This window comes from Phytopseudomonas punonensis (assembly GCF_900142655.1).
In the GTDB taxonomy this organism is placed as follows: domain Bacteria; phylum Pseudomonadota; class Gammaproteobacteria; order Pseudomonadales; family Pseudomonadaceae; genus Aquipseudomonas; species Aquipseudomonas punonensis.
In genome coordinates this window covers 1,038,474-1,060,371 of sequence record NZ_FRBQ01000001.1, presented here as the reverse complement: position 1 = coordinate 1,060,371, position 21,898 = coordinate 1,038,474, and the positions used below count along the sequence as shown (strand labels likewise).

Below are 21,898 nucleotides of genomic sequence, written 5' to 3'. Positions count from 1 at the left end.
CGCCGCGCCTGTGCCGGTTGTCGCAAAGCGCAGCTCTGGCAGTCGCCCGGCTATCGAGACGCTGCTAGTCTTGCCCTGCCGAACACTTAATAACCAGATCGAACTCTATGCTAGGGCGCCTCTCACTTCTCCTGGGACTCGCCGCGCTCGCCTGTCAGGCAAGTGCGCTGACCGTCTACAAGTACACCGATGCCAATGGCGTGGTCACCTACAGTGATCAAGCCGCGCCCGGTGCGAAGGTGTTCGTGTTCAGCGACCGCATGGTCGAGAAGCTAGATAACCAGGTGAAGCTGGAGACCCGCAAGCACGCCGCCGGCGAGACGCTGTTGGTGCGCAACGACTTGTATGCGCCCGTGCAGGTCGAGCTCAAGCTGGAGCAGCTCAGCAACGTCAGCGGAGCGCCCGGCAAACCGATCAACTGGGTATTGCCGCCGCGTAGCGAAATCCGCTTGGCCACGCTGGCGCCGATGGACCCATCCAAGCCGCTGCGTTATACGCCCAAACTCAATTACGCTCTCGGCGATCCGCGGCTGTTGCCGATCAAGCAACCGTACCCATTGCCTTGGCAGGGTGGGCCGTTTCGCCTGACCCAAGGCGCCAACGGTCAATACAGCCATTTCACGCCAAAAGGCCGCTATGCCCTGGACATCGCCATGCCTGAAGGCACGCCGATTGTCGCGGCGCGCGCCGGTGTGGTGGTAAAAACCGAGAACGCCCAGAGCGGGCGCGGCAACAACCCCTCCGGCAACTTCGTGCGCATTCTGCATGACGACGGCACCATGGGCGTTTACCTGCACCTGATGCAGGGCTCGGTAAGCGTGCGTGAAGGGCAGCGCCTTGGCGTCGGTACGCCAATCGGCCGCTCCGGCAATACCGGCAACAGCACCGGCCCGCACCTGCACTTCGTGGTGCAGCGCAACGTCGGCATGGCGCTGGAGTCGATTCCTTTCGAGTTCGCTCAGCCGGTCGACAGCCTGCCCAATTTCGCTGTGGGCGGCGACTGAGGCATCCAGCTTCAGCTATCTAACTGGTCACCGATCAGGCTTTGCTCAAGCGGCAACTGAGTGCGCAGTGGTCAGAGACGCCAGTGCTCAGGCTGACATTCTCCAGCTGATAGCCCGGCGTATGGAACAACCCGTCGACCATGAACGGAATGTCCCCGGAGCGGTGCAGCGAGCCATCGATGCTGCTGGTGTAATGCGCCGGTACGCCGTCGATGAAGTGCTCGGCGAGCATGTCGAAGGTGGCGCGGCCGCGTGGGGCGTTGAAGTCGCCGCTCAGCAGCAGGTCTCCAGCCCGTTGGGCTTGCGCCTGGGCCAGCTGGATCAGCTTGCCTGCGCTTTCGCGCTGGTAAGGCGTGGAAGTGCCGAGCGGGGTCACGTTGAGGTGGGTGACGGCTACGCGAAAACCGCGAACCGTGGCGCTGAGCATCACTTCGGCAATGCTCAGCGGGTCGGCCATACGCTTGCCCTCGGCAGTGATAAAGGCCATCTCCTGAATGCGCTCGGGGCTGCCCGAGTAATACTCGGCGGCCACGTCGAGCAACGCATCATCGCGAGCGATCATGCCGACGCCAACAATATTGGCTGGGCCTTCTTCCGGGTAGCGCGCCATGGGCGCAAAGACCATGGGGCCGCCCATCAGCGCTTCGAAGAACGGGATATCGCGCTCGCAGAGTTCCTGCAGGCAGAGCAGATCCGGGCGTTGACGAGTGATGAAGGCTTCGACGCGCGACAGGTGCCGGGAGCGTTCGATGTTGATGGAGGCGATGTTGAGGGACATGAAGGTAATCGATGATTGCGGTGGAGATAGGGCGCGTCGAGCGCAAGGCCGCCGATAAAGCGGACGCGCAGTATACCTGAGGCCTGCCAGCGAGAGCCGCGGCGCCTGGAAACCTCGCCACCAAAATGCAAATCGCCCGGCTTGCCGGGCGATTTGATTACAACAGCGTGTTTAGAACGCCAGACCGACTTTCACGCCGACCTGTTCTTGCTTGAGCTTGCTGTTTTCAGCCAACACGCTGTCGCTGTCGACTTTGTAGTTGGTGCGGGTGTAGTACAGGCTGGTGCTGATCGGCAGGTTGTTGATGCCCTTGTTCCACAGCACGGTCAGTTCGGCGTAAGGGTTGGCCTTGTCTTTGAGGTCAACGGTGTCGCGGCCCTCGCCGCTGACTTTCAGCTCGGCTTCGGCGTCGAGCGAATAGCGCGCGCCGGCCTCCAGACGCACGGTGTAATCCGGGGTCAGGTAGTTATAGCCGATGCCGGCTTTGGCGAAGGGCGCTTTGCTGGTCAGTTTGGCGTTGGTGTCGAGCGGGCCGGCCTCGTCTTGCTCGATACGGCCCCAGTCGTAGCCGCCGCCCACGATGAAGTCGATATAGTTATTGGTGCTCAGTGCGGCACGCAGGCCCAGGTCGAGGTCGGCACGGGCCGCTTTGTACTCGTCGTCGTCCTTCTCGCGGTATTGGGCTTCGATGCCGGCCTGGTAGATGAAGCCTTCGTGGCCGGTCAGCTTGTTGCCGAAGTTGTAGAACAGACCGCCCTGATTCAGACGCTCCTTGTTGCTTTCGCCAAAGGTGCTCATCTTGTACTGGTTGTGCGAGCCGATCACACCGACGGTCGAGATCGGGTCAGTGATGGAGTCGGCGTAGGCATGGGATGCACCAGCGAGGCACAGGGCGAGAGCGGTTTTCGAGGTAATTCCATTGAGTTGCATGGCTGAATCCTTGGCAGTCGGTTCATGTGAAGGCATGCACCGGTTCAATCGGTGCACGCGGTGGACTGCCAGGCGTCGGCGCCTATTCGAGAAGCCCGACGAGCGGTCGTAAGTGATTGTTTCGAAAGGAATGAGTCTAGGCGCCTGTAGGGCATAAATGACCGATCGGTCAGCTTGCTGCAGGCCTAAGAGAGGAGTGCCCAGGCACATGAGTACCTGGGTTTTGCGCATCAATCGAGCTTGATGACCTTGGCCAGAACGATTTTCGGACCTTTCATCTTCTTGACGATCAGCCGCAGGCCAGCGACTTCTAGGGATTCTTCTTCCTCGGGAACGCGCTTGAGCGTTTCGTAGATCAGTCCGGCGAGTGTTTCAGCCTCGATATGGTCGAGGTCTATGCCGAGCAGCCGCTCCAGCTTGAACAGCGGCGTGTCGCCACGCACCAGAAGCTTGCCGGGCTGGTAGGCGAGGATGCCGCGCTCGGCCTTGCGGTGTTCGTCCTGAATGTCGCCGACCAGCGCTTCGAGCACGTCTTCCATGGTCAGATAACCAATGACCTTGCCGTCAGCTTCTTCGACCAGCGCGAAGTGCGCGCCGCCCTTGCGGAACTGCTCCAGCAAGTCGGAGAGCGGCAGGTTGCGGTTGACCTTTTCCAGCGGGTGCATCAACTCGCTGAGGCGCAGGGTCGAGGGCAGCATCTCCAGCAGCGACAGGTGCAGCAGCAGATCCTTGATGTGCAACACGCCGACGAACTCGCCGCTGGACTCGTCGTAGATCGGGTAGCGGCTGTACTTGTGGCGGCGGAACACACTGAACACTTCGTCCAGTGTGGCGTTGAGCTCCAGGTAGATGAGGTCTTCGCGCGAGTTGGCCCAGTCGACCACTTCCAGCTCACCCATTTCCACAGCAGAGGCGAGCACGCGCATGTCCTGGTCGGTCGGGTCGCTGGCGCGGCTCGAGTGCAGGATCAGCTTGAGCTCGTCGCGGCTGTAATGGTGCTCGTGGTGGCCGGCCGGCAGATCCTGGCCGGCAATGCGCAGAATGGCGTTGGCGCTGGCGTTGAGCAGGAAAATCGCCGGGTACATGGCCCAGTAGAACAGGTACAGCGGCGCCGCCGTCCACAGTGACAGCAGCTCCGGCTTGCGGATCGCCCAGGATTTTGGGGCCAGCTCGCCGACTACGATGTGCAGGTAGGAAATGATGAAGAACGCGGTGAAGAAGGCGATGCCGTGGATCAGCTTCTGCGACTCGATGCCGACCGAGGTCAGCAGCGGTTCGAGCAGGTGCGCGAAAGCGGGTTCGCCGACCCAGCCAAGGCCTAGCGAGGCCAGGGTGATGCCCAACTGGCAGGCGGAAAGGTAAGCATCGAGCTGGCTGTGTACGGTGCGCAGGATGTGGCCGCGCCAGCCGTTTTTAGCCGCCAGGCCTTCGACCTTGGTGGCACGCAGCTTGACCATGGCGAACTCGGCGGCCACGAAGAAGCCGTTGAGCAGAACCAGAAACAGGGCAAACAGCACCAGGCCCATGTCGGCGAAATAACTGGAGAAGGAGACGCTCGTAGAGGGATCCATGGGGAGTTCGTGTGACCAAATATTGCTAAAGGGTGGGGCCTGGGCGGGCGCTTTGCAATAGGGCTGCGGTCAGCCGGCCTGAGCGGCTATCTGCGTCGGCTGGAAATGGCAGGTGAAGAGGCTACCTTTGCCGACCACGCTGGTGATCTCCAGCCTGCCGCGGTGGCGCAGCAACACGTGCTTGGCGATCGCCAGACCCAGGCCGGTGCCGCCGGTATGGCTGGCGCGGCTGGAGTCGACCCGATAGAAACGCTCGGTAAGGCGCGGCAGGTGCTTGGCTTCGATGCCGGGGCCGGTGTCATGCACCGACAGGTGCGCGCCTTGCCCGTCCTGCCACCAGCGAATGCGGATTTCGCCCTCCGCCTGGGTGTACTTCACGGCATTGAATACCAGGTTGGAGAACGCGCTGCGTAGCTCGGACTCACTGCCCTTGAGCTTGAGACCGGCATCGGCCTCCAGGCTGATGCGGTGGTTGCGCTCGGCTGACAAGGCCATGGCATCGTTTTTGATCGCCTGCAGCAGCATGTCGACGGCCACGGGCTGATTGTCGGAGGGATAATCGGTGGCTTCCAGCTTGGCCAGCAACAGCAGGTCGTTGAGCAGGCCCTGCATGCGTGCCCCTTGCTGCTGCATCTGCTGCAGGGCGCGGCGCCAGCGTGGATTGATGTCGTCGACGTTGTCCTGCAGGGTTTCCACGTAGCCGGATATCACCGTCAGCGGCGTGCGCAGCTCGTGGGAGACGTTGGCGACGAAATCCTTGCGCATCTGCTCGAGCTGATGGAGGCGGGTGACGTCGCGCACCAGCATCAGATGTTCTTCATTGCCATAACGGGTGACGTTGAGCTGCAGCTGTTTGCGTGGATTGACCGGCGATGGCAGCTCGAGCGGCTCAAGGAAGTTGCCGCGTTCGAAGTAATCCTTGAAGCGCGGATCGCGTACCAGGTTGGTGATCGACTGACCGCTGTCCTGGGGCGTCTTCAGGCCCAGCAGGGTTTCCGAGGCCTTGTTCCACCACTCCAGGTTGCCGTGGCTGTCGAGCATGATCACCGCATCGCGCAGCGCCGCGGTGGACTCCTGCACGCGGTCGATCACCGCCTGCAAACGCCCGCGGGCGCGCTGGTTACGCCGTTGCAGGTGATAGATGCTGTCGAACACCTCACCCCACAGGCCATAGCCATCGGGTGGTGGTTCGTCGGGTTGGTGATCCTTGAGCCAGGCATGCAGGCGCAGCAACTGGCTAAGGTTCCAGAGCAGGTGAGTGGCCAGGCCGATGGCGATGGCCCAGGCGTATTCGCCGGTGATAAGGCCAGCCACCACGCAGGCTGCGATCAGCAGCACCAAGCGGCGGGTTATGGCGCCACGCCAGTTGCTTGTCACGTTTCGCTCATCCGCCAGCCGACCCCGTCATGGTGCGTTTCAGGCTATCGCTCAGCCCTTGGTGGAGAAACGATACCCGGTGCCACGCACCGTCTGCACCAGATTTTCGTAAGCCTCACCCAGCGCTTTGCGCAGTCGGCGGATGTGCACGTCGACGGTGCGCTCTTCCACGTAGACATTGCCGCCCCATACCTGGTCGAGCAACTGGCCGCGTGTGTAAGCACGTTCCTGATGGGTCATGAAGAACTGCAGCAAGCGGTATTCGGTCGGGCCCATTTCGGCGGGTTTGCCATCGATGGTCACACGATGGCTGATCGGGTCGAGCAGCAGACCGCCGACTTCGATCGGGCCTTCGTTGTCGGCCGGCCCGGCGCGGCGCAGCACGGCCTTGAGGCGTGCGACCAGCTCGCGGGGCGAGAAGGGCTTGGTGATGTAGTCATCAGCGCCGACTTCCAGGCCCTGGATCTTGTTGTCCTCTTCGCCCTTGGCGGTGAGCATGATGATCGGAATGTCACCGGTCAGCTCATCGCGCTTCAGGCGCCGGGCCAGCTCGATGCCGGAAGTGCCGGGCAGCATCCAGTCGAGCAGGATCAGATCAGGTTTGCGATCAACGATGATGGCGTGGGCCTGCCCGGTGTTTTCTGCTTCCAGGCATTCGTAGCCAGCCATTTCGAGCGCTACCACGATCATTTCGCGGATCGGCGCTTCGTCGTCGACGATCAGGATGTTCTTGCCAACCATGGGTTGAGCCTCGGTTCATTCAACTGTCATGCGCCGCATTAGATAACGGAATTATTGCAGTGATATGACAGCTGTGCGGCGGGCTACTCCAGAAGCGAGTTTCAGCGCAGGGCGTAATCGAGCACGATGCCAATGAAAATCGCCAGTCCGGCCCAGTGGTTGTGCAGGAAGGCCTGGAAGCAAACCAGCGGCTCGCGCTGGCGGGTCATGTGGAATTCCCATGCGAAACAGCCCGCGGCCACCAGTAGGCCGAGGTAGAAGTAAAGGCCCAGTTCAAAGCGCGCACCAGCCAGTAGCAGGCACAGCAGGGCCAGGCCCTGCAGGCTGAGGATGATCACCCGGTCAGCATCGCCGAAGAGAATCGCTGTGGATTTCACGCCGATCTTCAGGTCGTCCTCGCGGTCGGCCATGGCGTAGTAGGTGTCGTAGGCCACGGTCCAGATCACGTTGGCCAGCAGCAGCAACCAAGCCGCTACTGGCAGCTCGCCGGTTTCGGCGGTAAAGGCCATTGGCATGCCCCAGGAAAACGCGGTACCAAGCACCACCTGCGGGTAATAGGTATAGCGCTTCATGAATGGATACAGCGCGGCCACGGCCAGAGCGCCGAATGACAGCCAAACGGTGGTGGCGTTGGTCAGCAATACCAGGGCGAAACTGAGCGAGATCAGCACGGCGAAGAGGATCAGCGCCTCGCGGGCGGTGACCCGGCCGCTGGCCAGCGGGCGGGCTTTGGTGCGGCTGACGTGGCCGTCGAAATTGCGATCGGCGTAGTCATTGATCACGCAACCGGCAGCGCGCATCAGTACTACGCCAACCACGAAGATCACCAGGTTCTTGGTGCTCGGTACGCCTTCGGCGGCAATCCACAGTGCCCACAACGTCGGCCACAGCAACAGGTAGGTGCCAATCGGTTTGTCCATGCGCGTCAGCTGCAGAAAATCCCAAACGCGTGGGTGCAGACGGTTGAGCGATTGCAGCATGCGAATGTACATCGGGCGGTTCTCCTGGCGCGGTACGCGGATTATACGGGCCCGCGCCAGTCAGTGGCCCGCGGCGTTCCAGAAGTCCGGCAGAAAAACCTCGGCCACCAGCACGGCCAACTGCTCACGGCGAAAGCACGAGCGCCGCGCCCACAAGCTGTCCTGCGCGGTATCCACTGGCAACCACGCCGCCGGATACCGGCACACCTGCAGCTCGCCACGGGTAAACGCTTGATCGCTGAAGAGCAGCTCGCCCAAGGAGCGGCTGCCCAGCCGCTGCAGGTCGAACCCCGAGTTTTGCAGTGCCTCGCGGGCAGCCACGCTGCGCGCGAACACCCAGGGCCGACCATTGCCGCGCAGGTAAACCTCGCGCACCCAACCCAGGCTGCCCGGCTGCACGTCCAGCGCAGCGCACTCGTCGTCGCGCAATTCCAGCCAGCCTTCACGCAGCGGGGTGACGCTGAACCCGCCCTCGGATAGGTCAGTAAGCCGCCGGGTAAGCGAGCGCTCGTCGAACAGCCAGGCGCACGCGGCAGCAGAGGGTTCGCTTTGCAGCAGGTTACGGGCGAGCCAAAGGGGCGATGGGGTAGCGGAGCAGGGCACGATGCAAGTTCGCGATTGGGCGGTGCGCGGAGTCTACCATGGGCCTTGCGGGACCCCGGACATTCGTCGCGCCCGCTTGGCGACGTGCAAGCATTTGCGGTAGCGTGCCCGCGCAATAACCGTGAACGATGCCGGAGAGCATGTATGAAGAAGTGGCAATGTGTGGTCTGCGGACTGATCTATGACGAGCGCGAGGGCTGGCCTGACGACGGTATTTTGCCTGGCACCCGCTGGGAAGATGTGCCCGCGGATTGGCTGTGCCCGGATTGCGGCGTAGGCAAGATGGATTTCGAGATGATCGAAATCAACTGAGTTCTCGCTACAAACCCGGTAACAGGAGTAAGCAATGAGTGATCCCGTAGTCATCATCGGCACCGGCCTGGCCGGCTATAACCTGGCCCGCGAGTTTCGCAAGCTGGACAGCGAGACGCCGCTGTTGCTGATCACCGCAGATGACGGGCGCTCGTACTCCAAACCGATGCTCTCCACCGGCTTCGGCAAGAACAAGGATGCCGACGGCCTGTGCATGGCCGAGCCGGGCGCCATGGCCGAACAGCTCAATGCCCGGGTGTGGACGCATACCCGCGTTACCGGTATCGACCCTGGCCACCGCCGCCTGTGGATCGGTGAGGAGGCCGTTGCCTATCGCGATCTGGTGTTGGCCTGGGGCGCCGAGGTGCTCCACGTGCCGGTCGAAGGCGACGCTGCTGACCAGCTCTTCACCGTCAACGATCTGCAAGGCTATGCACGTTTGCGCCAAGCTGTTGAGGGCAAGCGCAAGGTGCTGATTCTCGGCGCCGGGCTGATTGGTTGCGAGTTTGCCAATGACCTGTCGCTGGGCGGCTATGGAGTCGACCTGGTGGCGCCGTGCGAGCAACTGATGCCCGCTTTGCTGCCGGCCGAGGCCGCGGCAGCGGTAAAAAGCGGTCTTGAGACGTTGGGCGTGCGCTTTCACCTCGGCCCGGTACTGAGCCGCTTGCAGCACGCTGGCGAGGGCCTCGAAGCGCATCTGTCGGACGGCCAGACGATTGTCTGCGATGCGGTTATTTCCGCTGTCGGCTTGCGCCCGCGCATCGAACTTGCTGCGGCGGCTGGTCTGGCGGTGAATCGTGGCGTGGTGGTCGACCGTCTGCTGCGCACCTCCCATGAACATATCTACGCCCTAGGCGATTGCGCCGAGGTCGACGGTCTCAACCTGCTGTACCTGATGCCGTTGATGGCCTGCGCGCGATCCTTGGCCAAGACCCTCAGCGGATCGCCGAGCGAGGTGGCCTACGGCCCCATGCCGGTTACCGTGAAAACCCCAGCCTGCCCGCTGGTGGTGTCGCCTCCGCCACGGGCAACTCAAGGGCATTGGACTGTCGAAGGCAGCGGCGCCGATATCCGTGCGCTTTGTCACGACGCCTCCGGTGCGCTGCTGGGCTATGCGCTGACCGGTACGGCCGTGCAAGAGCGCTTGGCACTGAACCGCCAGCTACCGGCCCTGCTGGCGTGAGCGATCTGTCGCCTGCTCGACAGAAATGCCGGTTTTAGCTAAGTGCAGGGCTGGCGGAGCCCCACATAGCATGCCATTCTCCCCAGGCCTGGCCGCAGCGTAGAGCTGTCGGCGCGCGTTGGCGTCAGGGCGCGGAACACAACAACAACAAACCGTAAATGAGGCAATCATGCGTAAACCGGAACTCGCCGCCGCTATCGCGGAAAAAGCTGATCTGACCAAAGATCAGGCTAATCGTGTACTCAACGCCGTTCTCGAAGAAATCACTGGGGCACTGAACCGCAAGGACAGCGTTACCCTGGTCGGCTTCGGCACTTTCGTGCAGCGCCACCGCGGCGCACGTACTGGGAAAAACCCGCAAACCGGGCAGCCCGTAAAGATCAAGGCCAGCAACACCGTTGCCTTCAAACCAGGCAAAGCCCTAAAGGACTCGGTCAACTGAGCCCTAGGGTCTGTTCCCGTTCAACGCGAGCCGCGTTGCTGCGAGAAATGACCTCCGGTTAGGCGCAGGACGCAGGGAATGGTTGTTCCCTTGCCAAGTCCTGCAACGACAGCGGAGGTCATTTCCCGCGCAACCCGAAGGGCCGGGCCAGTTTTTGCGCGACGCGGCGTTACTCGATGGCTCATTTGGCCCACCAAACTTCGCATCTCGTGCCTTGCCTCGCGTAAAAACTGGCTCCGGCGCGGCCGTGTACGAAACGGGAACAGACCTTTACTCTTCAGCAAGCACGCCCTATGTCTTGCTCCAGGCCTGCTGTCAGGCTTCTGGTGGCCCGCTACAATGCGTGGCTTACCTACTTCAGCGAACAGGCCATGCCATGAAATTTCGTTTTCTTCTGTGGATGCTGGGCCGTCTGATGGCCAAGGCCAGTCGTGATAATCCGGCATTTCGCCAGCAACTGGAAGGCCGCGATCTGGTGTTCCAGCTGCATACCCTGGATGGCAAGGTCGCCCGCCATTTCATCGTCGAGAACCAGCGCATCACCAGCAAGCGCGGCACGGCAGGCGAGCCGGCGTTCGCCATCGGCTTCAAGGATGGTGGCTACGGCTATGCCACGCTGACTGCCAAGAACAAGCAGTTGGCGTTCATGCAGGGTATCCAGAACAAGGACATCGAGATTCAGGGCAATCCGGCACTGGTCATCTGGTTCCAGGGCCTGACCAAGTACCTGCGCCCCAAGCGCACGGCAGACAAGAAAGCGGCCTGAGGCCAGATGCTCTGTGGCCCGCCTTCACCGGCAGGCCACGGCGATTGAATTAGCTCGGTGAACCGAACTGCGAGGCGAGATCGCGCAAGGCGACTTCCGCAGCAAGCACCTTATTCAATGCTTCCTCGGCTTTGTCGCGGCTGATACCCAGATTTTCCAGCAGGCTCGGCGGAATTTCCCGCTCAGGCCCTGTGCCGATGCCACGGTTATTGAGCAGGCTCACTGCGAGGTAGACCAGGTTCGGGTAGGTCGCGTGGCTACCGCTGTAGCTCGGGTCGTGCTGGAAGCGCAGGGCAACGGCCAGCTCCTCGGGCATGTCCCAGTAGCGCATCAGCCAGGAGCCGATCTGCTCACGGCTGATACCCAGCAGATGCTGCTCGATATAGCTGTGCGGCAGGTGCGGGTTGACCTCCAGGTGCCGGCAGATCAGCGAGAAGTGCGGCGGAAATACATGGGCCAGCACCAGGTTGCCGAAGTTGTGCAGCAGGCCGGCCAGATAGGTCAGCCCGGCTTCCGGGCGCTGCGCACGCGGCATCGCGCGGGTCAGGCCTTCGATGACAGCGGCGGTGTAAATCGCCTGCTGCCAGTACGGCGTGGACTGTTGCGGCTGATCCTTGGGCAGGCTGAGGGTCTTGCCCAGGGCCAGGCCCAGCGCGAGGTTGACCACCAGATCGAAGCCGAGCACACGAACGATGGCGTCTTCGACCGAGCGAATCTTGCCGGGTGCTGCGTAGTAGGGCGATGCCGCCCAGCTGACTACCTGTGCGGCCAGTGCCGGGTCGGTTTCCACCACGCCGGTGATGTCATCGACCGTGGCATTGGGGTCGACCCGCAGCTTGATGATCTTCTGCGCGGTTTCTGGCAGCGGCGGAATCTCGATGGTTTCTTCCAGGCGCTGCTGGATACGACGCGCGGTGAACGCTTGCACCGCCTGGCTGATTTCCTTGCGGTCGTCATCAGGCCGGTTGAAATTGGGGCGTACCTTGCTTGCTGGCTCGCCAAAGCGCGCCGCACTGGCTTTGCCGAGCAGGCCCTTGAACACTTCGGTGCCCAGCTCCAGCAATACGCCGGGCTGGCCCGACTGGATGTACAGGCTCGGCACCTCGAGCAGACGCTCATCATAGAGGCACGGCGAACTGGTCAGCGCGGGGATGCCCGGCAGCACGGCCAGATCATGCTTGGCCAGCATGCGGTTAAGGCGCTCGGGTTTGACGGCCGTCAGCTTGCGGCCGGTCAGTTCGGCCAGGCGGTTGAGGTCAAGCAACTGATTCTGGGGAAACAACACCAGTAGCGCGCCCACGGCATCTTCGAGCAGCACCGTCTGCACGCGCTGGGCAGCCGGCAGTCCAGGCGTCTCGTGGCGCACCTGATACGTCAGGCCGAGTTTCTCCAGCAACTGACGAATCACGTGAGGCGGTTTGGGGGAGGTGTCGGCGATGGCTACTTCAGTCATGACGTGTTCCGTCTTCAAAGGGACCGCAACGTCCCAAGTATAACCAGCAAACTGACAACGTAACCTCGTGGGTCGACCGTCGTCCTGTGTCTCGCTCACACTTGCCCATATTGTTGACCATGACGCAGCCAGCGCTCCAGTAGCGGGCTGACATGTTGTGGCCATTGTTCCAGCAAGGCCTGCGCTGCATCACGCACCGCCGGCAGCAGGTCGGCGTCCCGCATCAGATCAGCCACCTTGAACTGCAACAGACCGGTTTGTCGAGTGCCGAGCATTTCCCCGGGGCCGCGCAGCTCCAGGTCCTTTTCCGCAATGATGAACCCGTCACAGGTTTCACGCATGATGCCCAGCCGCTCGCGGCCGATCTGCGACAGCGGCGGGTGGTAGAGCAGCACGCAGTGGCTGGCCGCGCTACCGCGGCCGACCCGCCCGCGTAGCTGGTGCAACTGGGCCAGGCCGAGGCGCTCGGGGTTTTCGATGATCATCAGGCTGGCGTTGGGCACGTCGACGCCCACTTCGATTACCGTGGTGGCGACCAGCAGTTGCAATTGACCCTGCTTGAACTGATCCATTACCGCTGCTTTTTCGGCGGGCTTCATGCGCCCGTGAATCAGCCCGACCCGTTGGCCGACCAAAGCGGCTGACAAGTCTTCGTAAGTGGTTTCTGCGGCCTGGCAGGTCAGCTCTTCGGATTCCTCGATCAGCGTGCAGACCCAATAGGCCTGGCGCCCTTCATTGCAGGCTGAACGCACCCGCTCGACCACCTCGAAGCGGCGGCTGTCGGCCACCAGCACGGTGTTCACCGGCGTACGGCCCGGCGGCAGTTCATCGAGGATCGAGGTATCCAGATCCGCATAGGCGCTCATCGCCAGGGTACGCGGGATGGGAGTGGCGGTCATGATCAACTGATGCGGGCTGAGCCGGCCACCCACGCCTTTCTGGCGTAGAGCCAGGCGTTGCTGCACGCCGAAGCGATGCTGCTCGTCGATGATCGCCAGGGCCAGGTTGCGAAAGCGCACCTCTTCCTGAAACAGCGCATGGGTGCCGACCACCATTGGCGCGCCGGCGGCGATCTGTTCCAGCGCAGTAACCCGCGCTTTGCCCTTGAGCTTGCCAGCCAGCCAGGCGGTTTCCAGCCCCAGCGGCTGCAGCCAGCGGGTGAAGTTGAGAAAGTGCTGTTCGGCGAGGATTTCCGTCGGCGCCATCAGCGCCACCTGATAACCCGCTTCGATGGCCTGCAAGGCTGCGAAGGCCGCAACCACCGTTTTGCCCGCGCCAACATCGCCCTGTACCAGGCGCAACATCGGCTCGTGCTGGCTCAGGTCGTAGGCGATTTCCGCGCCAACCCGTTGCTGTGCGCCGGTGGGTTTGAAGCCGAGGTTGTCGAGAAACTGCTGCGGCAGCTTCTGCGCGACCGGCAAAGCAGGCGCCTGCTGGGCCCGCGCGCTTTCGCGCAGTCGCTGCATCGACAGCTGATGAGTGAGCAACTCTTCGAAGGCCAGGCGATGTTGCGCCCAGTGGCGGCCTTCGGCGAGTTCTTCGAGATCGGCGTCCGGCGGCGGACGATGCAGGTAGCGAATCGCCTGATCCAGCGGCGCCAGCTGGTATTGCTTGGCCAATTCCCGAGGCAACCAGTCCGGCAGACTGTGCGGCCCGAGCCGGGCCAGAGCCTGTTGGCTGAGCTGGCGCAGGCGCTGTTGCGTCAGGCCTTCGGTAGTCGGGTAGATCGGCGTGAGGGTCTGCTCAACGGCTGGTGCCTCGTCGCCGGTCAGCGCGCGGTATTCAGGATGATAGATTTCCAGGCCAGACGAACCAGGGCGGATCTCCCCGTAGCAGCGCACCTGGGTGCCGCGCTTGAGGCCTTCTTTCTGGGCATTGCTGAAGTGGTAGAAGCGCAGGCTGAGCGTGCCGCTGCCGTCGTTCAGGCGCACCAGCAGGCTGCGGCGCTTGCCCATCACCACATCTGCGCCGGAAACGGTGCCCTCTACCACGGCATCCTGGCCGGGCCGCAACGCACCGATGGGCACGATGCGGGTGCGATCTTGATAGCGCAGGGGCAGATGAAACAGGATGTCCTGCAGGGTTTCCAGGCCGACCTTGGCGAGCTTTTCCGCCAGGGCCGCGCCGACGCCTTTGAGGTCGGTAACGGAAACCGTCGACAGCTCGCTCATGGCGATCCTCAGGCGTTACGCGGCAGTGGCTTGGCGACCGAGCACAGGCGAATGGAGTCGGCCAGCACTTCGATGGCTTTGGGCCGCGGGAAGCTGGCGCGCCAGGCGATGGCCACGGTGCGGAACGGCGCAGGCGGGCTGAGCGGGCGCACTTCGATCACCCCGGGCGCGTAGTGGTGGCTGTCGACCGCCGAGAACGGCAGGATCGACACACCCAGGCCTGAGGCGACCATATGGCGGATGGTTTCCAGTGAGCTGGATTCCACCGTGGTGTGCTTGGCGTGTTCTTCGCCCTTGCGCAGGGTGGGGCAGGCTTCCAGCACCTGATCGCGGAAGCAGTGACCCTCACCGAGCAGCAGCAAGCTCTTGTCGTTGAGCAGCTTGGTGTCGATTGTCTTCATCTCGGTCCACGGGTGCCCGGTTGGCAGCAGCGCGTAGAACGGCTCGTCATACAGCGGCAGGGTCAGCACGTCGGCTTCCTGGAACGGCAGGGCGACGATGATCGCGTCCAGCTCACCAGTGCGCAGCTTGTCGCGCAGCACGTGGGTGAAGTTTTCTTCGATATACAGCGGCATCTGCGTCGCCACACGGTGCAGCTGCGGAATCAGATGCGGGAACAGATAAGGGCCAACGGTGTAGATGGCGCCGATCTTCAGCGGCGCTGCCAGCTGGTTCTTGCCGGCCTGGGCCAGTTCGCGAATGCCCTGGGCCTGCTCCAGTACCTTCTGTGCTTGAGTAACGATGCCTTCACCGACCGGTGTGAGGCGTACTGCGCTCTTGCTGCGTTCGAAAATCAGCACACCGAGCTCGTCTTCGAGCTTCTTCACCCCAACTGACAGCGTGGGCTGGCTGACGTGGCAGCGTTCCGCGGCACGGCCGAAATGCTGTTCCTGAGCGAGCGTCACGATGTAGCGCAGTTCGGTGAGGGTCATAGTCTTTATCCATTGAGATGGCGCCAAGCATAGCCGCTGTCTTCAATGGAACCAACCATTCAGAGTGCTCTGTTACGTCTCTATTACAAGTTGGGTTGGCCCGGGCGGAAAGCATTCGCCCGGCACTGAGCCGGGCGGATGTTTAACAAGCCGTTGAAAACTATCTGCGTTGCCGCTGCTTCGTTAAAAACAGCCTGTTAAGCCATCAGCGGCCGCGCCCGCGCTCCAGCGAATAGATGAACGGCGCGACGATCTCGACGCTGCCATTCTTGAGCATTTCCGCTGGCGGCTTGGGCAGCGGCTGAGCACGACGGATCATCTGTAGCGTGGCCCGATCCAGCGACGCGCTGCTGGATTTGCCCACCAGTTCGTACGACAGCACCTTGCCATCCGCATCAACCACGAAACGCAGGCGGTTCAATCCTTCGAGGCCACGACGACGGGCGTCTTCCGGATACTTCTTGTACTTCGCCAAGTGGGCCAGCAATTCGCCCTGCCAGGTTTTCTCGGCCTTGCTCGGCGAGCTGACCGGCGCTTGCTCGGGTGCCACAGGCTTGGCTTCGGCTAGGGCCGGTGGCGCGGGTGGTGCCTCTTCCGGTGGCTGTTCCTGCGGCTCCGGTGGCTTGGGCTCGGGCGGTTTTGGCTTCGGCGGCTTGGGTTTGGGCTTTGGCTTGGGCGGCGTGACCGCCAGCGTCGGCTTCGGCGCTTCAGCGATTTTCGGCTGCGGCTCCGGCTCCTCCGGAATCACTTCTGGTGGCGGCGGCGGTGCCGGCTTGGGCGCAGCTGGCGGCAAAGGCTCGAGTTCGACGATCATCGCCGCCGGTGGTGGCAGCTCGATGGGCGTCGCCTGGGGCTGCCAGTACATCGCCCAGAAGAACAGGCCGACGTGCAGCCCAACCACGATGACCAGGCTGGCGCCCCAGGAGAACGTGCGGCTGGATTTCTTCATTGCGCGCCGACCGTCTCCAGGCCCACCAGGCCGATCTTCAGATAACCCGTACCGCGCAGGGTGTCCATGACTTCCATCAAGTCGCCATATTCGACGCCTTTGTCACCGCGTACGAAGATGGTCTTGTCCTTGTCATTGCTCGTCAGCTTGTCCAGCGCCGCGCCAAGCGTGGCTGGCTGAACCTCGTCGTTGTCCAGAAACAGCTTCTTGTCTTCCTTGATGCTCAGGTAGATCGGCTTGTCCGGCCGCGGCGCCGGCTTGGCGCTGGAGGCGGGCAGGTCGATCTTCACGTCGACGGTGGCCAGGGGAGCGGCGACCATGAAGATGATCAGCAGCACCAGCATCACGTCGATGAAGGGCGTGACGTTGATCTCGTGGTTTTCCTGGAGATCGTCGCCGCCGTTTTCGTTGAGATGAAGACCCATGGCCTTAACCTACCTTGACCACGTGAGGCGACTGGGCACGCTCGTGGCCCGGCTGCATGTCCAGATCACGGCTGACCAGCAGCAGCACTTGGGCAGATGCGTCGGCGACCTGAGCTTTGTAGGCACTGATCGAGCGCGAGAAGGCGTTGTAGATGATCACCGCCGGGATGGCCGCAACCAGACCCAGTGCAGTTGCCAGCAGGGCTTCGGCGATGCCGGGGGCGACCACGGCTAGGTTGGTGGTCTGGGTTTTGGCGATGCCGATGAAGCTGTTCATGATGCCCCACACGGTACCGAACAGGCCGACGAAGGGCGCGGTGGAGCCGATGGTGGCGAGCACGCCAGTGCCCTTGCTCATATCGCGGCCACAGGCGCCAACCAGGCGCTCCAAGCGGAAGCTGACGCGTTCCTTGATGCCTTCCTTCTCGCGGCTAGAGGCCGAGAGTTTCAGCTCTTCGCGGGCGTCTTCGATAAGGATTTCGCTGAAACTGTGCTTGGCACGGGCCTGATCACTGGCCTGAACCAGGGTGCGGGCACCTTTGAGCTCGACGATTTCGCGGCGCAGACGGCGGCGGGCGGTGACCAGCTCGATGGTCTTGGCGATCCAGATGGTCCAGGTCAGGATCGACGCCAGTACCAGGCCGATCATCACGCTTTTCACCACCACATCAGCGCCTTGGTACATGCCCCATGGCGACAGGTCGTGGAACACCGCTTCGGCTTCGGCGGCAGATGCGTTTCCGAAATCCGCACTATCGGCTGCAGCGGCCAAATCCAGAATGTTCTGATGAATCTCCTGAGGAATACCGTTGGCGTTCAGGAATTGCTCGCGCACTTCCCTTCTCTGTTCTGCAGAGGCGTCCGGGCCGAGGGCCTCGACCTTTGCCTGCATTTCGTCCACGAGGCGTGGGTCAACGGCTGGCATGGTTGGTACTGCATCTGATGACGTAGCGGACTGTTCAGCACTCGCGTTCGCAGCAGACTGAGCGCTGGACGTAGGTTGTGCCGGAGCCGCCTGATCGGCAAAACCCACGGCCGGGGCCAGTGTCAGGCTGAGCAGCAGGGCGAGGAAGGCGCCGAGGCGTTGCGGCCGAGCGGCGACGGTGGTTGGCTTGGCGCTATGGGCGTTAGAGTTCATGCTTGCCGGACCTAAGTTTGGGGACGGTGACCTGCGCGAGCGGCTAGCCGGCGCGGAAAAAAAGGCTAAGCATTATTGCAAGTAATTCTTGTTCGTGAAAGCTTTGGTGTAACTTTATTACGTTCATGGGTGCCTTATGAGCGCCTTATAGCTTGAGAGGGGATCGGATGAGTAAGGGTGCGAGCGTGCTGATCGCCGGTTGTGGTGATGTGGGTGGGCGGCTGGCCGCGCGTCTGCGCGATGCCGGCTGGCAGGTATATGGCATGCGCCGCAGCGTATCCGAGCTGCCTGAGGGCATCGTGCCGGTGGCCGGTGATCTGCATCAGTCGGATTGCCCAGCCCAGTGGCCTCAGGGCGAGCTGGATTACCTGGTGTACAGCGCCGCTGCCACCGAGCATGACGAACCGGGTTACCGGCGTGCCTATGTCGATGGGCTGCGCCATGTGTTGAGCTGGCTGCAGGCACGCGGGCAGCGGCCGAAGCGTTTGTTGTTCGTGTCCAGCAGTGGCGTATACGCCCAGGTCGACGGTGCCTGGGTCGATGAGGCTTCGCCGGCCGAGGCGCAGAGCTATTCCGGGCGGATCATGCGCGAGGCCGAGCAGGTGGCCTTGGCGAGCGACGTACAGGCCACCGTTGTGCGCCTGACGGGCATCTATGGGCCAGGGCGCGAATGGCTGCTCAAACAGGTGCGCATGGGCTATCGCGTTGCGGTCGAGCCGCCGCTATATGGCAATCGGATTCATGCCGATGATGCGGCCTGCTTGCTGGTGTTTCTGCTGCAGGCCGACCTGGCGGGAAAAGCGTTGGATGATTGCTATATCGGTGTGGATGACGAGCCGGCGCCGTTGCATGAGGTGGTCGGCTGGCTGCGTCAGCAGCTCGGTGTCGAGCATTGGGCTGAGGATTCGGCAGTGCGCCGCTCCGGTAGCAAGCGCTGCAGCAATGCGCGAGCGCGTGCCTTGGGCTGGTCGCCGCAATACCCCAGTTATCGCGAGGGTTATGCGGCAGTGCTGCGAAAAGACTGAAGATCACGCCCAGCGCCGTTGCGCCGGGCGTGCTGCTGATCAGCCGATGACCAGAATGCCGTCCATCTCCACTTGCGCGCCCTTCGGCAGCGCGGCGACGCCAATGGCGGCGCGTGCCGGGTAAGGCTGCTGGAAGTAACGGCCCATGACTTCGTTGACGGTGGCGAAGTGGGAAAGGTCGGTGAGGAAGATGTTCAGCTTGACCACGTCCTTGAACGAGCCGCCGGCTGCTTCGATAACTGACTTGAGGTTCTCGAATACCTGAACGGTCTGGGCTTCGAAGCCTTCAACCAATTCCATGGTTTTTGGATCCAGCGGGATCTGTCCAGACAGGTACACGGTATTGCCAGCCTTGATGGCTTGGGAATAGGTGCCGATGGCGGCTGGGGCCTTGTCGCTGGTTATGACGCTCTTGCTCATGGAGAACTCCTTGATAGGGCAGCCTCAGGCTGCAAGACGGACGCAGGCAGGCTACAGGCTGACGTTCTCTGCCTCAAGCCGCGATAAGCGCTGTTGCGCCGTTGGGATAAGCCGTGACGCTCCCAGGTATCGCATTGCTTGTTATGAGGGGTTCAGAGCGCAGGGCGTGACAGATCACGCCTTCATGCGGGTGATGCGCATGACGCCAGGCAGGGTGCGCAGCTTCTTGATCACGCGGGCCAGGTGGACGCGGTCGTGCACGCTGACCACCAGCTGAACCACGCTGACGCGGCCGTCGCGCTCGTCCATGCTGATCTTCTCGATGTTGCCGTCGGCGGCGTTGACGCTGCCGGCCAGCAATGCGATCAGGCCGCGCTGGTGTTCCAGCTCGACGCGCAGTTCGACGTTGAATTCGCCCGTGACATCCTTGGCCCAGGCCAGCTGGATGCATTTCTCGGGGTTGTGGCGCACTTCGCTGATGTTCCGGCAGGTGTCCATGTGCACCACCATGCCTTTGCCCGCCGAGAGATAGCCAACGATCGGGTCGCCAGGTATCGGCGTGCAGCACTTGGCGTAGTTGAGCACCAGGCCTTCGGTGCCGCGAATCGCCAGCGGGCCTTCGGTGTTGGGGAGTTCTTCGCCGTCACTGGCCAGCAGGCGACGGGCGACCACATAGGCCATGCGGTTGCCCAGGCCGATGTCTTCGAGCAGGTCGTCGAAGGTTTCCATCCGGTATTCGTTGAGCACGGCCAGCTGACGCTCGGCAGGGACTTTGTCGAGATGGGTCTCGAAGCTGGCCAGCACCTTGTTGAGCAGGCGCTCGCCGAGGTTCACCGACTCCGAGCGGCGCTGCAGCTTCAGCGCATGGCGAATGTGCGTGCGCGCCTTGCCGGTGACCACGAAGTTCAGCCAGGCCGGGTTGGGGCGAGCACCCGGAGCGCTGACGATTTCCACCGTGGAGCCGCTTTCCAGCGCCTGCGACAGCGGTGCCAGGCGGCGGTTGATGCGGCAGGCGATGCAGGTATTGCCGACGTCGGTATGCACCGCATAGGCGAAGTCCACCGCCGTGGAGCCTTTAGGCAGCTCCATGATGCGGCCCTTGGGCGTGAACACGTAGACCTCGTCCGGGAACAGGTCGATTTTCACGCTCTCGATGAATTCAAGGGAGTTGCCGGCGCGTTGCTGCATTTCCAGCACGCCCTTGACCCACTGGCGCGCGCGGGCGTGGTTGCCCTTTGGCGTTTCATCTTCGTTGGATTTGTACAGCCAGTGCGCGGCGATGCCGTTGTTGGCCATCTCTTCCATTTCGCGGGTGCGAATCTGGATCTCGATGGGTACGCCATGCATGCCGAACAGTGTGGTGTGCAGCGACTGATAGCCGTTGGCCTTGGGGATCGCGATGTAATCCTTGAAGCGCCCCGGCAGTGGCTTGTAGAGATTGTGCACGGCGCCCAGCACGCGATAGCAGGTGTCGACTTTGTCGACCACGATGCGGAAGGCGTAGACATCCATGATCTCATTGAAGGCCCGGCGTTTGCCGCGCATCTTCTGGTAGATGCTGTAAAGGTGCTTCTCGCGGCCCACCACTTCACCGCTCAGGCCTTCGCGCTCGAGACAATGCAGCAGCGATTCTTCGATGCGGGTGACGATTTCCTTGCGGTTGCCCCGCGCGCGGCGCACCGCGGCGCGAATGCGCTCGGAGCGCATCGGGTGCATGGCCTTGAAACCGAGGTCTTCGAATTCCACGCGCATGCTGTGCATGCCCAGCCGGTTGGCGATGGGGGCGTAGATTTCCAGGGTTTCCTTGGCGATGCGCCGACGTTTCTCGCCCGACAGCACTTCCAGGGTGCGCATGTTGTGCAGGCGGTCGGCCAGCTTGACCAGGATCACGCGAATGTCGCGCGCCATGGCCATGGCCATTTTCTGAAAGTTCTCGGCCTGCGCCTCTGCCTTGGTCTCGAAGTTCATCTGGGTCAGCTTGCTGACCCCGTCTACCAGCTCCGCCACGGATTCGCCAAACTGCGCGTGCAGGGCTTCCTTGGCGATGCCGGTGTCTTCGATCACGTCATGCAGCATGGCGGCCATCAGGCTCTGATGATCCATGTGCATGTCGGCGAGAATGCTGGCGACGGCCAGCGGATGGGTCACGTAGGCTTCGCCACTTCGGCGGCGTTGCCCGTCGTGCGCCTGTTCGGCGTAGAAGTAAGCGCGACGAACCAGGTTGACCTGCTCGTCGCCCAGGTAATTCGAAAGCCTATCGGCGAGGGCGTCTATGCTCGGCATGGGAGGCTCCCATGCCGCGTCTTGTGCACCTGCGACGTACGCTTTCGACCCGGCATAGGCTTACAGAGGCTCGTTCGCCTCTTCCTCGAAGGCTGCGAACAGCGGTTCTTCTTCGATGATGTCTTCTTGGGCGACGATTTCGGCGTCAACCAGGCCACTGGCGATTTCGCGCAGGGCGACTACGGTCGGCTTGTCGTTTTCCCACGCTACTTTCGGCTCTTTGCCGCCAGTGGCGATTTGACGAGCGCGCTTGGTGGCAAGCATGACCAGCTCGAAGCGGTTATCGACGTTGTCCAGGCAGTCTTCAACGGTAACGCGAGCCATGGTGTTCCTCGTAGCGAATGCAAAAATTAGCTGGGCCCGAATGGGCGAGCGGACTGAATAGTCTAGAAAAACGCCAGCATTAAGGGAAGCG

General features: G+C 62.4%; 22 protein-coding genes. 6 read left to right on the top strand and 16 right to left on the bottom strand.

Annotation, left to right across the window (positions count from 1 at the left end; translation table 11 throughout):
- Positions 1–107: 107 nt before the first annotated feature.
- A complete protein-coding gene (locus BUC40_RS04815; RefSeq protein WP_073263120.1) occupies positions 108–1,004 on the top strand; it encodes a peptidoglycan DD-metalloendopeptidase family protein in 897 nt (298 codons plus the stop codon).
- A 34-nt stretch (positions 1,005–1,038) separates the two neighbouring features.
- On the opposite strand, the gene BUC40_RS04810 is transcribed toward BUC40_RS04815, so the two are convergent.
- From BUC40_RS04810 to BUC40_RS04780, 7 genes are all read right to left on the bottom strand, one after another.
- A complete protein-coding gene (locus BUC40_RS04810) occupies positions 1,039–1,782 on the bottom strand; it encodes an endonuclease/exonuclease/phosphatase family protein (RefSeq protein WP_073263118.1) in 744 nt (247 codons plus the stop codon).
- 171 nt (positions 1,783–1,953) lie between these two features.
- Entirely contained in the window at positions 1,954–2,712 is a 759-nt protein-coding gene (locus BUC40_RS04805) for a porin family protein (RefSeq protein ID WP_073263116.1), read from the bottom strand.
- 230 nt (positions 2,713–2,942) lie between these two features.
- Entirely contained in the window at positions 2,943–4,283 is a 1,341-nt protein-coding gene (locus BUC40_RS04800) for a hemolysin family protein (protein ID WP_073263114.1), read from the bottom strand.
- 69 nt (positions 4,284–4,352) lie between these two features.
- Positions 4,353–5,660 carry a phosphate regulon sensor histidine kinase PhoR gene (gene phoR, locus BUC40_RS04795; protein WP_073263112.1) on the bottom strand — a complete coding sequence of 436 codons (1,308 nt, stop codon included), beginning with the start codon at positions 5,658–5,660 and terminating at the stop codon, positions 4,353–4,355.
- Between the two features lie 51 nt (positions 5,661–5,711).
- Positions 5,712–6,401: a phosphate regulon transcriptional regulator PhoB gene (gene phoB, locus BUC40_RS04790; protein WP_073263110.1), complete on the bottom strand. Its 690-nt coding sequence runs from the start codon at positions 6,399–6,401 to the stop codon at positions 5,712–5,714.
- A 101-nt stretch (positions 6,402–6,502) separates the two neighbouring features.
- Positions 6,503–7,393: a 4-hydroxybenzoate octaprenyltransferase gene (ubiA, locus tag BUC40_RS04785; RefSeq protein ID WP_073263108.1), complete on the bottom strand. Its 891-nt coding sequence runs from the start codon at positions 7,391–7,393 to the stop codon at positions 6,503–6,505.
- A gap of 48 nt (positions 7,394–7,441) precedes the next feature.
- Positions 7,442–7,984, bottom strand: coding sequence for a chorismate--pyruvate lyase family protein (locus BUC40_RS04780; protein ID WP_073263106.1), 543 nt, complete (start codon positions 7,982–7,984; stop codon positions 7,442–7,444).
- 144 nt (positions 7,985–8,128) lie between these two features.
- Between BUC40_RS04780 and BUC40_RS04775 the strand changes: the two genes are divergently transcribed.
- The 4 genes from BUC40_RS04775 to BUC40_RS04760 all read left to right on the top strand — a co-directional run bounded on the left by BUC40_RS04775 (position 8,129) and on the right by BUC40_RS04760 (position 10,687).
- A complete protein-coding gene (locus BUC40_RS04775) occupies positions 8,129–8,296 on the top strand; it encodes a rubredoxin (protein WP_073263104.1) in 168 nt (55 codons plus the stop codon).
- A gap of 34 nt (positions 8,297–8,330) precedes the next feature.
- Positions 8,331–9,479: an FAD-dependent oxidoreductase gene (locus tag BUC40_RS04770; RefSeq protein WP_073263102.1), complete on the top strand. Its 1,149-nt coding sequence runs from the start codon at positions 8,331–8,333 to the stop codon at positions 9,477–9,479.
- Between the two features lie 169 nt (positions 9,480–9,648).
- On the top strand, positions 9,649–9,921 hold the full coding sequence (locus tag BUC40_RS04765) for an HU family DNA-binding protein (RefSeq protein ID WP_073263100.1): 273 nt from the start codon (positions 9,649–9,651) through the stop codon (positions 9,919–9,921).
- Positions 9,922–10,297: 376 nt separating this feature from the next.
- On the top strand, positions 10,298–10,687 hold the full coding sequence (locus BUC40_RS04760; protein ID WP_073263097.1) for a helicase: 390 nt from the start codon (positions 10,298–10,300) through the stop codon (positions 10,685–10,687).
- A gap of 49 nt (positions 10,688–10,736) precedes the next feature.
- Here the strand turns inward: BUC40_RS04760 and BUC40_RS04755 are convergent, their stop codons facing one another.
- The 6 genes from BUC40_RS04755 to exbB all read right to left on the bottom strand — a co-directional run bounded on the left by BUC40_RS04755 (position 10,737) and on the right by exbB (position 17,755).
- Positions 10,737–12,140 carry an aminoacyl-tRNA deacylase and HDOD domain-containing protein gene (locus BUC40_RS04755; RefSeq protein ID WP_073263095.1) on the bottom strand — a complete coding sequence of 468 codons (1,404 nt, stop codon included), beginning with the start codon at positions 12,138–12,140 and terminating at the stop codon, positions 10,737–10,739.
- A gap of 95 nt (positions 12,141–12,235) precedes the next feature.
- Positions 12,236–14,311, bottom strand: coding sequence for an ATP-dependent DNA helicase RecG (gene recG, locus BUC40_RS04750; RefSeq protein WP_073263093.1), 2,076 nt, complete (start codon positions 14,309–14,311; stop codon positions 12,236–12,238).
- A gap of 8 nt (positions 14,312–14,319) precedes the next feature.
- The gene (locus BUC40_RS04745) at positions 14,320–15,243 is read right to left on the bottom strand and encodes a hydrogen peroxide-inducible genes activator (protein WP_073263091.1); all 924 of its coding nucleotides are present in this window, start codon (positions 15,241–15,243) and stop codon (positions 14,320–14,322) included.
- Positions 15,244–15,448: 205 nt separating this feature from the next.
- A complete protein-coding gene (locus tag BUC40_RS04740; protein ID WP_073263090.1) occupies positions 15,449–16,192 on the bottom strand; it encodes an energy transducer TonB in 744 nt (247 codons plus the stop codon).
- A complete protein-coding gene (gene exbD, locus BUC40_RS04735) occupies positions 16,189–16,617 on the bottom strand; it encodes a TonB system transport protein ExbD (RefSeq protein ID WP_073263088.1) in 429 nt (142 codons plus the stop codon). The genes BUC40_RS04740 and exbD overlap by 4 nt, the downstream gene beginning before the upstream one ends.
- A gap of 4 nt (positions 16,618–16,621) precedes the next feature.
- A complete protein-coding gene (gene exbB / locus BUC40_RS04730; protein WP_073263086.1) occupies positions 16,622–17,755 on the bottom strand; it encodes a tonB-system energizer ExbB in 1,134 nt (377 codons plus the stop codon).
- Between the two features lie 167 nt (positions 17,756–17,922).
- On the opposite strand from exbB, the gene BUC40_RS04725 reads away from it, so the two are divergent.
- Entirely contained in the window at positions 17,923–18,780 is an 858-nt protein-coding gene (locus BUC40_RS04725; protein ID WP_073263084.1) for an SDR family oxidoreductase, read from the top strand.
- A gap of 39 nt (positions 18,781–18,819) precedes the next feature.
- Here BUC40_RS04725 and BUC40_RS04720 read toward each other — a convergent pair whose 3' ends face one another.
- From BUC40_RS04720 to rpoZ, 3 genes are all read right to left on the bottom strand, one after another.
- Entirely contained in the window at positions 18,820–19,200 is a 381-nt protein-coding gene (locus BUC40_RS04720; protein ID WP_073263082.1) for a RidA family protein, read from the bottom strand.
- Positions 19,201–19,374: 174 nt separating this feature from the next.
- On the bottom strand, positions 19,375–21,483 hold the full coding sequence (gene spoT, locus BUC40_RS04715) for a bifunctional GTP diphosphokinase/guanosine-3',5'-bis pyrophosphate 3'-pyrophosphohydrolase (protein ID WP_073263080.1): 2,109 nt from the start codon (positions 21,481–21,483) through the stop codon (positions 19,375–19,377).
- A gap of 60 nt (positions 21,484–21,543) precedes the next feature.
- Positions 21,544–21,807, bottom strand: coding sequence for a DNA-directed RNA polymerase subunit omega (gene rpoZ / locus BUC40_RS04710; RefSeq protein WP_013789418.1), 264 nt, complete (start codon positions 21,805–21,807; stop codon positions 21,544–21,546).
- Between the last annotated feature and the right edge of the window lie 91 nt (positions 21,808–21,898).